General features: G+C 39.2%; 13 protein-coding genes, 2 tRNA genes and 1 pseudogene. 15 read left to right on the forward strand and 1 reads right to left on the reverse strand.

Annotated features, from left to right (window positions below; translation table 11 throughout):
- The first annotated feature begins 28 nt into the window (after positions 1–28).
- The 6 genes from FTX43_RS08435 to FTX43_RS08455 all read left to right on the forward strand — a co-directional run bounded on the left by FTX43_RS08435 (position 29) and on the right by FTX43_RS08455 (position 2,726).
- Positions 29–913 carry an ROK family protein gene (locus FTX43_RS08435; RefSeq protein ID WP_002308583.1) on the forward strand — a complete coding sequence of 295 codons (885 nt, stop codon included), beginning with the start codon at positions 29–31 and terminating at the stop codon, positions 911–913.
- A gap of 110 nt (positions 914–1,023) precedes the next feature.
- Positions 1,024–1,260 (forward strand): DUF2969 domain-containing protein, encoded by a 237-nt coding sequence (locus FTX43_RS08440; protein WP_002316425.1) that lies wholly within the window; start codon positions 1,024–1,026, stop codon positions 1,258–1,260.
- 87 nt (positions 1,261–1,347) lie between these two features.
- Positions 1,348–1,428, forward strand: a tRNA-Tyr gene (locus FTX43_RS08445).
- 5 nt (positions 1,429–1,433) lie between these two features.
- A tRNA-Gln gene (locus FTX43_RS08450) sits at positions 1,434–1,505 on the forward strand.
- A gap of 123 nt (positions 1,506–1,628) precedes the next feature.
- Positions 1,629–1,799 carry a hypothetical protein gene (locus FTX43_RS14920; RefSeq protein WP_187160000.1) on the forward strand — a complete coding sequence of 57 codons (171 nt, stop codon included), beginning with the start codon at positions 1,629–1,631 and terminating at the stop codon, positions 1,797–1,799.
- A gap of 219 nt (positions 1,800–2,018) precedes the next feature.
- Positions 2,019–2,726 (forward strand): GntR family transcriptional regulator, encoded by a 708-nt coding sequence (locus FTX43_RS08455; protein WP_002313489.1) that lies wholly within the window; start codon positions 2,019–2,021, stop codon positions 2,724–2,726.
- A 57-nt stretch (positions 2,727–2,783) separates the two neighbouring features.
- On the opposite strand, the gene FTX43_RS08460 is transcribed toward FTX43_RS08455, so the two are convergent.
- Positions 2,784–3,428, reverse strand: a complete 645-nt coding sequence (locus FTX43_RS08460) for a YigZ family protein (protein ID WP_002308585.1) — start codon at positions 3,426–3,428, stop codon at positions 2,784–2,786.
- Between the two features lie 127 nt (positions 3,429–3,555).
- On the opposite strand from FTX43_RS08460, the gene FTX43_RS08465 reads away from it, so the two are divergent.
- From FTX43_RS08465 to ftsX, 9 genes and pseudogenes are all read left to right on the forward strand, one after another.
- Positions 3,556–3,843, forward strand: a complete 288-nt coding sequence (locus FTX43_RS08465) for a hypothetical protein (RefSeq protein ID WP_002313492.1) — start codon at positions 3,556–3,558, stop codon at positions 3,841–3,843.
- 107 nt (positions 3,844–3,950) lie between these two features.
- A complete protein-coding gene (locus tag FTX43_RS08470; RefSeq protein WP_002292778.1) occupies positions 3,951–4,271 on the forward strand; it encodes a PTS sugar transporter subunit IIB in 321 nt (106 codons plus the stop codon).
- Between the two features lie 80 nt (positions 4,272–4,351).
- Complete coding sequence (locus FTX43_RS08475) at positions 4,352–5,665, forward strand: DEAD/DEAH box helicase family protein (RefSeq protein WP_002313493.1); 1,314 nt, start codon at positions 4,352–4,354, stop codon at positions 5,663–5,665.
- Positions 5,662–6,380, forward strand: a pseudogene (locus tag FTX43_RS08480) (ComF family protein). Before FTX43_RS08475 ends, FTX43_RS08480 begins: the two are co-directional and overlap by 4 nt.
- A 127-nt stretch (positions 6,381–6,507) precedes the next feature.
- On the forward strand, positions 6,508–7,059 hold the full coding sequence (gene hpf / locus FTX43_RS08485; RefSeq protein WP_002292771.1) for a ribosome hibernation-promoting factor, HPF/YfiA family: 552 nt from the start codon (positions 6,508–6,510) through the stop codon (positions 7,057–7,059).
- Positions 7,060–7,280: 221 nt separating this feature from the next.
- Positions 7,281–9,815: a preprotein translocase subunit SecA gene (gene secA, locus FTX43_RS08490; RefSeq protein WP_002308589.1), complete on the forward strand. Its 2,535-nt coding sequence runs from the start codon at positions 7,281–7,283 to the stop codon at positions 9,813–9,815.
- A 126-nt stretch (positions 9,816–9,941) separates the two neighbouring features.
- Positions 9,942–11,043 (forward strand): peptide chain release factor 2 gene (gene prfB / locus FTX43_RS08495; protein WP_096948712.1). Its coding sequence is split into 2 segments (ribosomal slippage): positions 9,942–10,013 and positions 10,015–11,043, totalling 1,101 coding nucleotides; the frame shifts between segments, so codons are not numbered across the junction.
- 104 nt (positions 11,044–11,147) lie between these two features.
- Positions 11,148–11,834, forward strand: a complete 687-nt coding sequence (gene ftsE, locus FTX43_RS08500) for a cell division ATP-binding protein FtsE (RefSeq protein ID WP_002292768.1) — start codon at positions 11,148–11,150, stop codon at positions 11,832–11,834.
- The gene (gene ftsX, locus FTX43_RS08505) at positions 11,827–12,711 is read left to right on the forward strand and encodes a permease-like cell division protein FtsX (RefSeq protein ID WP_002292767.1); all 885 of its coding nucleotides are present in this window, start codon (positions 11,827–11,829) and stop codon (positions 12,709–12,711) included. Before ftsE ends, ftsX begins: the two co-directional genes overlap by 8 nt.
- Positions 12,712–12,828 lie beyond the last annotated feature (117 nt).

Below are 12,828 nucleotides of genomic sequence, written 5' to 3' on the forward strand. Positions count from 1 at the left end.
TTTAGCAAGCAAAAAGGAGAATATGTTTATGGGGATATTAGTTTTTGATTTTGGCGGGTCGGCTGTCAAATATGGTTGTTGGGATAGTAAAGATGTCAAAGGCAAGGGCCAATTTGCAACGCCCGAATCTTGGGAAGAAATGAAAGCGCAATTATTACAAGTCTATAAAGACATGTGTCTTTCTTTTGAGATTGAAGGAATTGGGATCAGCTCACCTGGAGTAGTGAATAATGAGAAACAGGTAATTGAGGGAATCAGTGCGATCCCTTATATTCATGGCTTTAATATTTTTAGAGATTTGGAAACTTTGTTTCAACTTCCGGTAACGATTGAAAATGACGCCAACTGTGCCGGAATGGCTGAGTTTTATGAAGGAGCTGCTCGTGATTATCAAGATGTTGCTTTTGTCGTGGTAGGAACTGGGATTGGTGGGGCGATGTTCACGAAAGGCCAAATCAATAAAGGTGCACATCTTTATGGTGGAGAGTTCGGTTTGATGTTCTTAGAGGGCGATCAGACATTTAGTAAACTTGGTACAGCCGTACAGATGGCTTGGCGGTATTGTGAACGCAAAGGAGTCGATAAGAATACTTATACCGGAAAAGACGTCTTTGAATTAGCAGAAACTGGGGATGAAATAGCAAAAGAAGAAGTTGAGAGTTTTTATACGTACCTTGCAAAAGGTTTATTCAGTATCCAATTTTCATTCGATCCGGAAGTTATCGTATTAGGCGGTGGCGTTTCTGCAAAGGATGGGCTCATCGATGAGATCCAAAGTAGAATGAAGAAGTTGACAGATCAATTCGACCTGCATGATTTCGAGCCACAGATCCTATTGTGTGAATACAGAAACGATGCTAACCTTGTAGGCGCAGCGGCCAACTATATCGCTATAGGTCAAGGGGAGAATTAAAAGCTTTAGAGAAGTCACTTCTTGCATAAAAGAAGATGAAATGGACAAGAGATTTTTGCCTAAGGAATGTTTTATTGGCTGCAATATGATAAAATGTCTGAGAGGTGAAAATGATGTCAAAAAAAAATAAAGATATTGAAGTACGTATCGAAGAAGTAAAAAAAGATATCAAAGGTAAGAATTATGAAGTCACTCAGTTATTTATAGGAAAAAAAATGATTGGTGAAATTTTAGCCTATGGACCAAAAGAATATGAAATTTTCTTTGGTGAAGAAGATTTTGGAAAAGAAAAAAGTCTTGAAAACGCGATAGAAACAGTGATTCGTCACTGGAATCTGCACGAATAAAAAAATATCAAAAAAACTTTCAATAAAGGGTTGCAAAAATCTGGAAAATTAGGTATTATAACTAAGTCAGGTTGATACAAACCTTTCGGAGGAGTAGCGAAGTGGCTAAACGCGACGGACTGTAAATCCGTTCCTTAGGGTTCAGTGGTTCGAATCCACTCTCCTCCATTCATTGGGGTATAGCCAAGCGGTAAGGCAAGGGACTTTGACTCCCTCATGCGTTGGTTCGAATCCAGCTACCCCAGTATAGCACAACCGTAGGCTCTCGTAAGTTCGAGAGCTCTTTTTTTGCTTTGCTACCTTGTTCCTTGAAGATTCTGTCAAATTAAGATAGAGTTAAGTTAACAAAAAAAATTGGAGGGGTCAAAATGAAGTGGAAAGAAAAAGTAGACGAAGCAGCTGAAAAGTTATATGACTTGGTCAAATCAGAAAAATACGATATCGAAGTGAACATTCTTAAAAAAGGTGAAAAAGCAGTCCATGTAAAATCAAAACGCCCAACGAATCATACCAAAAAATGGATGGCTAAAAACCGCTAATAATAACAAAAGATCCATAAATCGGCATTTTCAGCGATTATAGGGTCTTTTGTTATTTTCTCAATAGGACATATCTAGAAAATGAATTCTATTAATAGGAATGGGAAGAAGGATTTGTACCTACATCATCTGTTTATGGATAGAATCCTTTATCTTTTTCAGTTGTGAATCAGGTATATACCAGTTATAATAGAAGAAACGAAAGGACGGGTGTACGTTATGTCGAATCAATTACCTGTATATATACAGATTCATGACCAATTAAAAAATGAAATCGAACAAGGTATATGGAAAGTCGGAGACCGTCTTCCTTCAGAAAGAGAATTAGCAGTGAAATTCAATGTCAGCCGTATGACGTTGAGACAAGCAATTCAAAACTTGGCAGATGAAGGAATCTTAGAAAGAAAGATCGGTTCGGGTACATATGTTGCGCGAGAAAAAGTACAAGAAAAGATGTCTGGCGCGACAAGTTTTACAGAAATCATGGAATCGCAAAATAGAGTACCTTCTAGTCGAACAATCTCTTACTTTTTGACTTCGCCAAGCTCAAGTGAAATGGAAAAACTAAACTTGAGTAAAGATGACACGATCTTGCGAATGGAGCGTATTCGTTTTGCAGATGATGTCCCTATTTGTTTTGAAGTAGCCAGTGTTCCGCAAAAGCTGATCGATGGCTACAGCAAAGCAGAGATTACTGAATCGCTGTATCGCACATTAGAAGAAAAAGGCGGGAAAAAAATCGGTCCAGCGAATCAAACGATTACTGCTGTATTGGCTTCTGAGAAAATCGCAGACTATTTAGAGGTGAAACGAGGAGATGCAGTTCTTCGTTTGCGTCAGATTTCCTATTTTGATGATGGTACGCCATTTGAGTATGTGCGTACGCAATATGTAGGAAATCGTTTTGAGTTTTATTTGGAAAAATAAAAAACAGGTGATCCCTGATTCCTTATTCGAAAAAAAGAGAATCAGAATCACCTGTTTTTATCTATGATCAGTTATCAGTTGCTCGTGATAAGAAACAGGACCTTCTTCAAATTGGACTTGTCCGTTCAGCAGCTCAATGATGGATTCTTTAAAGCTGTCAGCATTTTTTTCATCCACTGCACAGATGACGATGACTTGATCAGTGTATTGGATTTCTTTTATGAAAAAATGCTGTAGTTCAAGATAATTTTGTAATTTTCCTAGTTGCGGATACGTGATCACTACGGAGATCTCCTGTTGCAAGGTACCTTCTACGATTCCAATGTCGGACAATGCTTGAGAGACCGCATGAGTGTATGCACGTATCAATCCGCCCGTGCCGAGTTTCGTTCCTCCAAAATATCGAGTGACTACTGCAGCTACATTGATCAGTTGATTTTTTTTGAGGACTTCCAACATCGGTACGCCCGCCGTTCCACTTGGTTCGCCATCATCGCTGCTACGTTGGATCTCATTTTTTTCGCCAATGACGAAGGCGCTGCAGTTATGGTTTGCTTTCCAATGTTCTTTTTTGATTTCTTGGATGAAGTTTTTCGCTTCTTCTTCTGATTCTATTCGTTTAAGAGAACAGATAAAGCGTGATTTCTTGATTTCAATCTCACTTTGTCCATTTTCTTTGATTGTACGATAACGTTCGATCATCTTGTCACCTCTTTTTTTTCGGTTGCTTTATTCAGTATAAAGAAAGTTCTAGGTTGTTTCAACACTATAACGGTTGCGCAATTACTGTAGTATGCGATAATAAAGACAAAGGCAGGTGGATCCGGGGATGAAGGAACGAATGAAAAAGTATGATGCAATTATGCATTATTTGAAGAACAACGGCGGCTCCCAAGTAACATTAACCTTTACTCAATTTGATGAACTGTTGTTTCCCAGTAACGGACTTCCCAAAACAGCCAGGGAAATCACAGATTGGTGGGCAAATGACTATAGACATCCAGAAAAGGGTGCCTACGGCTGGTTAAATGCAGGCTATGAAGTAGTGGTCATCAATTTGGATAAAGAATATGTCGTATTCAATAAATTAGTGAAATCTAGCTGGCTATTTGATTAAATAAACCGTGTTTAGAAAACGTTGACAAATTTCTTTCTTTTTATATAATAGAGTAACAAACGCTAAGAAAACGTTTGCGTAGTCTGTTTTAAAAAGGAGAGAAAAGTATGGCTAAAAAAACAATCATGCTTGTATGTTCGGCTGGTATGAGCACAAGTTTGCTAGTAACAAAAATGCAAAAAGCTGCGGAAGCAAAAGGAATCGATTCTGATATTTTCGCTGTGTCAGCTTCTGATGCAGATAATAATCTTGCAAATAAAGATGTAGATGTACTGTTATTAGGACCTCAAGTTCGCTTTATGAAAGCTGATTTTGAAAAACGTCTGGAACCAAAAGGCATTCCTTTAGACGTCATCAATATGGCTGATTATGGAATGATGAATGGCGAAAAAGTATTAGACCAAGCAATTACATTGATTGGTGAATAAATAGATTATATAGAACTATCAAACAAGCAATCAAAAAAAAGATTGCTTGTTTTTTCGTATATTTTTTTAGGGCGAATGATATGAATCATTTTTGGGGCAGAAGGCTTCTTACGAGAGAGATTGAAGCAATGGATTGTGAGGAGGGAAACTTACCAAATTATAAGAAGATCGCAGCTGTAGAACGTTTAGGTAACAGGATTCTTTGTCATCGTTGTGGAGTGAAAACGCCTTTCTTTGAGGGACAGCTTGCAGACTATGGCTATTTTTGCATACATTGCCTGTCTTTAGGGCGATGCGACAGTCAACAAGAGTTATATTTATTTGATCAGCCAAAAGCAGAATCTCGAGAAGTCGTCTTTTCTTGGACAGGACAGCTTACTGAAAAACAAACGGAAATCGCAGATAGGATACTTTATCATTCAGAAAAAAGACACCATCTTATTTGGGCAGTAACAGGTGCAGGAAAAACAGAAATGCTTTATCCGATTTTAGTGAAAACGTTAAAAGCTGGAGGAAGAGTAGCCATTTGTACACCGCGAATCGACGTTTGTAATGAATTGTTTTTACGTTATCGTCCTGTTTTTCCAGAAGAAACAATCATGTTACTCCATGGGAATACAACAACAGCTTATACCTTTAGTTCTTTTGTTATCTGTACGATTCATCAACTATATCGTTTTTATCGATCCTTTGACTTATTAGTCATTGATGAGATTGATGCTTTTCCTTATAGCGGGGATGCTGGGCTAGCTCACGCTGTGCAAACAGCAATCAAATCAGACGGTCGATTCATCTACTTAAGCGCCACGCCTGATGAAAAGTTACTAAAGGAAATCAAGCAGACATTTGAGATCCACAAACTTGCCTTGCGCTTTCATCGGCGCTTGCTTCCTGAACCCGTACTTGTTTTCATGAATAATTGGCGACAAAAATGTGGGAACAAAAAGAAAATCAACTCTTTGGTGCGGATCATTCAGCAACTAATCAAAGAAAACCATATCCTTTTATTTTGTCCAAGTATTACGATGATGCATCGTTTAAAAGTCACACTGCAAGAAGCTTTTCCAGAATATGAGATAACAGATGTTTCTTCACAAGACGATCAACGGGCAAAGAAAGTTCAGAAAATGCGAGAAGCAACATACGAGATACTGTTAACCACGATGATCCTAGAACGAGGAGTCACATTTGAAAGAATCTCTGTCATCGTTTTAGGAGCAGATCATCCAGTTTTTACTAAATCCTCTTTGGTGCAAATCGCAGGAAGAGCCGATCGTAAAGGTCCTTATACGAACAGTCGAGTCTATTTTTTCTATGAAGAAAAAACTTCAGCTATTCGAAAAGCCTGTCAGGAAATCAAAGAAATGAACGAAGAAGGGAAGAAGATGCTGTGAGATGTAGTTGCTGCAGTAAAGACATCATCCAAAATTTAACATTCAGCGAGATCATCGGTGTGTCGAAATATAGACTTCCTCAGACCTGTTCAGTTTGCCGCACACAATTCCATTTATTGGAAGCAAAAGGTTGTGCAGGTTGTCAAAAACCAATCCATTTGACATACGAGGAGACGAAAAAGAAAGCAAAGACTAGTTTCGTTTTCTGCAACGACTGTCAAGAATGGAAGAAGAAATATCCTGCATATGATTTTCAACACCGCGCCTTTTTTACGTACGATGAAAAAATGCAGGCTTGGATCAATCGGTACAAGTTTATGGGAGACATCCGATTAGCAGGGACTTTTGCATATAAATGGACTCAGATAAAAAAAGATTACCCGGCATATATTTATTGTCCAATACCTTTATCTGAAAAAAGGTGGCTAGAAAGAGGATTCAATCAAGTAAGCGAGATGTTGAAAGCAGCAAAAATTCCTTTTCAGATGCTGCTCAAAAGAGAGCAACATCTGCTTGCTCAAGCAAAAAACACGCGAAAGGAAAGATTGGAGATGCCTCAGCCTTTTGAGCTTGCTGTACCTCTTTCTAAGATACAACATAAAAAATATTGATTATTGACGATGTCTATACAACAGGTCAGACACTTTTTCATGCAGCAGATTGCTTGCAGACCGCACAGCCAAAAATCATCCGAACCATTTCTTTGGCAAGATGAATCAGATGTGGAAATTTGATAGCGATTTAATTTGCAAATAACTTAGAGTTCGATATAATAGAATTAAGAAGAGGGAAAGAGTGGTCCTTCTCCTTCTTGATTGTGGTAGACGAAAGGGGTAATTTTTATGTTTAGATATAATGTACGCGGCGAAAATATCGAAGTAACTGAAGCGATTCGCGACTACGTTGAGAAAAAAGTAGGCAAACTAGAACGCTATTTCAGTGACGCACCCGATGCTACGGCGCATGTGAACTTAAAAGTTTATACAGAAAAAACAGCAAAAGTGGAAGTAACGATCCCATTACCTTATCTTGTATTACGTGCCGAAGAAACTTCTCCAGATCTATACGCAAGTATCGATTTGGTTGTTGACAAATTGGAACGCCAAATCCGCAAATTCAAAACAAAAATCAATCGTAAATCCCGTGAAACGGGCATGAATACTGCAGATGCTGCTGTTTTATTCAATGGAGAGGAAGAAAACGAAAACGATTCTGAATTAGATATCGTACGTACAAAACGCCTTTCATTGAAACCAATGGACAGTGAAGAAGCAGTCTTACAAATGAACATGCTGGGACATAACTTCTTTATTTTTGAAGATGCAGAAACAAATGGTACAAGTATCGTTTACCGCCGAAAAGATGGAAAATACGGATTGATCGAAACAGACTGATCATCCATACTTAAATAACATCAAAAACTTGCAGCAGCTGTCAATAGCTGCCGCAAGTTTTTTTGAGTTCGTCTCTTTTTTAGTTAAAATATGAATAAATTATGAAGTTCTTACTTTAATACGATTAAGATATTTCAATTATCTATAACTAATGATAAAATAAAAAGTAGAGTCTACATAGTCTGGATAATACACAGAAGGAAAAGGAGATTACACAACGCATGGCCAATTTGATTCGTTCACTTATCGAAAATGATAAGAAAGAACTAAAACGTTTAGATAGCATTGCAAAAAAAGTTGAATCATACGCTGACCAAATGGCAGCATTAACTGATGAACAATTACAAGCAAAAACTGCTGAATTCAAGAGCAGATACCAAAAAGGAGAAACATTAGATCAATTACTTCCGGAAGCTTTTGCAGTCGTTCGGGAAGCAGCAAAACGTGTATTGGGGTTATATCCATACCACGTACAATTAATGGGTGGGATCGTGCTTCACGATGGGAATATCCCTGAAATGCGTACTGGTGAAGGTAAAACCTTGACTGCAACGATGCCGGTGTATCTGAATGCGTTGACTGGCGAAGGGGTCCACGTAGTTACCGTCAATGAATATTTAGCAACCCGTGACTCGACGGAAATGGGCGAGCTTTATAATTTCTTAGGATTGACAGTTGGGTTGAATATCAACTCAAAATCTTCGGATGAAAAACGCGAGGCTTATAATTGCGATATCACTTATAGCACGAATAATGAATTAGGATTTGACTATTTGAGAGACAACATGGTCGTTTACCGTCATCAAATGGTACAACGTCCGCTGAATTATGCCATTGTCGATGAAGTTGACTCGATCTTGATTGATGAAGCGAGAACGCCGCTGATCATTTCAGGGCAAGCAGAAAAATCAACAGCTTTATATACAAGAGCAGACAACTTCGTGAAACGTTTGAAAGAAGAAGAAGATTATAAAATCGATATACAATCAAAAACAATCAGTTTAACTGAAGCAGGGATCGAAAAAGCTGAAGAAACATTCGGTTTGGACAACTTATATGACATTGAAAATACTGCATTGACCCATCACTTGGATCAAGCATTGAGAGCCAACTACATCATGCTTTTAGACATCGATTATGTTGTTCAAGATGGAAAAGTATTGATTGTTGACCAATTTACGGGTCGGATCATGGATGGACGCCGTTATTCAGATGGTCTTCATCAAGCGATCGAAGCTAAAGAAGGCGTAGAGATCGAAGACGAAACGAAAACGATGGCGACGATCACTTTCCAGAACTATTTCCGTATGTACAAGAAACTTGCGGGGATGACTGGTACAGCTAAGACAGAAGAAGAAGAGTTCAGAGAGATTTATAATATTCAAGTATACCAGATTCCGACAAACCGTCCGGTCATCCGTGACGATCGACCAGATTTGCTTTACCCAACATTACAAAGCAAGTTCCATGCTGTCGTACAAGATATCAAAGATCGCTACCGCAAAGGACAGCCTGTCTTAGTCGGAACTGTTGCAGTTGAAACATCTGAGTTATTATCAGATATGCTGAATCAAGAACGTATTCCTCATGAAGTACTGAATGCGAAAAATCACTTTAAAGAAGCAGAAATCATCATGAATGCGGGTCAAAAAGGTGCAGTGACGATTGCTACCAACATGGCTGGTCGGGGAACAGATATCAAGCTAGGGCTTGGCGTAAGAGAACTTGGTGGCCTAGCAGTTATCGGGACAGAACGACATGAATCTCGTCGTATCGATAACCAGCTTCGAGGACGTGCAGGACGTCAAGGAGACCCTGGTATGTCACAATTCTACTTGTCTTTAGAAGATGATTTGATGAAACGATTCGGTTCAGAACGAATCAAAGCTTTCTTAGATCGAATGAAGATCGGTGACGAAGATGCTGTGATCCAAAGCAAGATGCTGACGAAACAAGTAGAAGCTGCACAAAAACGCGTAGAAGGAAACAACTACGACACACGTAAGAACGTCTTGCAATACGATGACGTGATGCGTGAGCAACGTGAAGTAATCTATAAACAGCGTCAAGAAGTGATCATGGAAGAAAAAAGCTTATCTAAACCACTGATGAATATGGTCAAACGGACAATCAGTCGTGTGGTAGATGCGCATACGCAATTAGAAAAAGAAAATTGGAATTTGGAAAGTATCGTCGATTTTGCTGGCAGCACGCTTGTCCATGAAGACAGTATTTCCCTTACAGATATCGAAGGAAAAACCTCTCAAGAAATCAAAGAATATCTAAACGAACGAGCACAAGAAGTATTCAATACCAAAGCAGCTCAATTGAACGGACCAGAGCAACTGCTTGAATTTGAAAAAGTCGTGATCTTACGTGTCGTGGACTCTAAATGGACAGATCATATTGATGCAATGGACCAATTACGTCAGTCAATCGGCTTGCGTGCCTATGGTCAAAACAATCCATTAGTCGAATACCAAACAGAAGGTTATAAGATGTTCGAAGATATGGTAGGTGCCATTGAATATGAAGTCACTCGTATCTTCATGAAAGCTGAGATCCGTCAAAACGTACAACGTGAGCAAGTTTCTCAAGGAACAGCTTCTCACTCAGAAGATGGAGATGCCAAAGAAAACAGTAATACTAGCGCGAAAAAACAACCAATCCATGTGAACAAGGTTGGTAGAAATGATCCTTGTCCTTGTGGAAGCGGGAAAAAATATAAGAACTGTCACGGAAAAGATGCAAACTAATTTCTGACAGCAGGATTGGTGAGACAAATTCTTTTTTAAAGAATTTGTCTCACCTTCTTTCTGTTATTTGACGATTCTGTTAGACTAGATATAATAAAAAAAGTATAGTGAAAGAAGGAAAAAAACATGGAAATATCCGAAATTCGAAATCTCCTGACAGAAATGCAGGAAAAGGTCACAAGCTTCAGGAGGTCTCTTTGACTTAGACCAGCTGGAAGAAGACATTGCGGAAGCAGAAGCAAAAATGGCTGAACCTGGTTTTTGGGATGATAGCGAAGCTGCTCAAAAAGTGATCAGTGAAAACAATGCAAATAAAGAAACTTATGATCAATTCCATTCTCTTGCTGAAGAACTGGAAGAAATCGAATTGATGGTGGAGATGTTGCAGGAAGAACCTGATGCAGCAATGCAAGAAGAAGCAGAAACACGTATCAATGCGCTAGATGAAAAAATGAAGACGTATGAATTATCTATGTTGTTAGATGGTCCTTATGATCGAAACAACGCCATCGTCGAATTGCATCCAGGGGCTGGCGGAACGGAGTCCCAAGACTGGGGCAGCATGCTTTTACGCATGTATACACGCTGGGCAGAGCAGCATGGGTATCAAGTAGAGACACTAGATTATCAAGCAGGCGATGAAGCAGGAATCAAGAGTGTGACCCTACTGATCAAAGGACACAACGCATTTGGCTATCTGAAATCAGAAAAAGGTGTTCATCGCCTTGTACGTATCTCGCCTTTTGACTCAGCAAAACGTCGTCATACTTCTTTTTGTTCGGTAGATGTGATGCCAGAGCTTGATGAAACGATCGATATAGAAATCAATCCAGATGATTTGAAGATCGACACATATCGGGCAAGTGGTGCAGGTGGTCAGCACATCAATAAGACAGAATCCGCTGTACGAATCACTCACTTGCCTACAGGAACAGTAGTAGCGAGTCAGGCACAACGTTCACAATTGAAAAACCGGGAACAAGCGATGGGGATGCTGAAAGCTAAGCTTTACCAATTAGAAGTGGAAAAGAAAGAACAAGAAGCAGCTGCACTGAGAGGAGAACAAAAAGAAATCGGCTGGGGATCACAGATCCGTTCTTATGTTTTCCATCCATATTCTATGGTAAAAGACCATCGGACAAACGTAGAGACAGGAAATGTCCAAGCTGTTATGGACGGAGATCTTGATTTATTTATTGACGGCTATTTGAAAATGCATCTGCAATAAGAGCCATTTGTTAAATTGAAATAAAATTGTAAGATTTTGCAAGCAAGTTGAAACATTGCCATGCTATAATAGCTAAAGACTGAAAAAGATATGGAGAGAACGCCATGATTGAAATGAAGGATGTAATGAAGAAGTACTCAAACGGTACCACTGCTATCCGCAATCTCTCGATTGTCATCGAACAAGGAGAGTTTGTGTATGTTGTTGGTCCGTCTGGAGCTGGTAAATCTACATTCATCAAATTGATGTATCGAGAAGAAAAAGCTTCAAAAGGAACTTTGAACGTCGCAGGTCATGATCTAATAGCCATCAAAAACCGCGAAGTTCCTTATCTACGCAGAGAAATCGGCGTGGTGTTCCAAGACTATAAATTATTACCAAGAAAAACAGTATATGAAAATGTTGCGTACGCCATGCAAGTTATCGGCAGAAAACCTCGGGATATCAAAAAACGAGTAATGGAAGTGCTGGATCTTGTTGGTTTGAAACACAAAGTCCGAGTCTTTCCTAGCGAATTATCTGGTGGGGAACAACAACGTGTTTCTATTGCCCGAGCAATCGTAAATACACCTAAAGTACTTATCGCGGATGAACCGACAGGGAATCTAGATCCGGAAAACTCATGGGAAATCATGAAACTATTAGATCGGATCAATGCACAAGGAACAACTGTCGTGATGGCTACACATAACAGTACGATCGTAAATACGATTCGACACCGAGTAATTGCTATCGAAAACGGCCGCATTATTCGAGACCAAGCGGAAGGGGAATATGGATACGATGATTAGAACCTTTTTCCGCCATTTATTAGAAAGTATCAAGAGTTTGAAACGTAACGGCTGGATGACAGTAGCTTCGGTCAGTGCGGTAACGATCACGTTGACTTTAGTTGGTGTGTTCATGGCGGTCATCATGAACGCAACCAAACTAGCACAAGATATAGAAGGAAACGTGGATGTATCTGTGTTCGTAGACATTGGTACAAAAGACGAAGAGATGAAAAAACTAGAAAAAGAATTAAATGACTTAGATCATGTCAAAAAAGTCGAATTTTCAAGCAAAGAACAGGAATTGAAGAAAATCCAAAACGAAATGGGCGATTCTTGGAAATTGTTTGAAGGGGATAATAACCCGTTATATGATGTATACGTAGTAAGTGCTACCGATCCTTCTTATACAAAACAAGTAGCAGAAAAAGCGGCAGATTTGAAGAATGTTTCTCGTTCTGATTACGGTGGGGCTTCCTCAGATCGGATTTTCCAAATTGCTGGTGCAGTTCGAACATGGGGATTAGTTGCGGCGGCATTGCTGTTGTTTGTAGCAATGTTTCTCATTTCTAACACGATTCGGATCACGATTTTATCTAGACAGCGTGAAATTCAAATCATGCGTTTAGTAGGAGCAAAAAATGGATATATCCGCTGGCCATTTTTCCTTGAAGGTGGTTGGATCGGCTTAATCGGTGCCATTCTTCCGATACTGATCATTACATTTGGTTACGCATGGTTTTACCAATTGATCAATCCGTCATTATTACGATCTCATTATTCATTGATCCATCCAGAAAATATCGTTTGGAAAATCAATCTTTTGATGGTCGGTATTGGTGTGATCATTGGTTCACTCGGCTCGATTATCTCTATGAGACGTTTCTTGAAATTCTAGTGTCACAAGATAAATATAATCAGAAAGTTGGACGATTTCGTTCCAGCTTTCTTTTTTTATCAGCTAGGTGGAGTAAATGGGGCGGCTTTTTTCTCTTTACTTTAAAAAACAACTTGG

It is taken from the genome of Enterococcus sp. DA9 (assembly GCF_008000875.1).
Lineage (GTDB): Bacteria > Bacillota > Bacilli > Lactobacillales > Enterococcaceae > Enterococcus_B > Enterococcus_B lactis.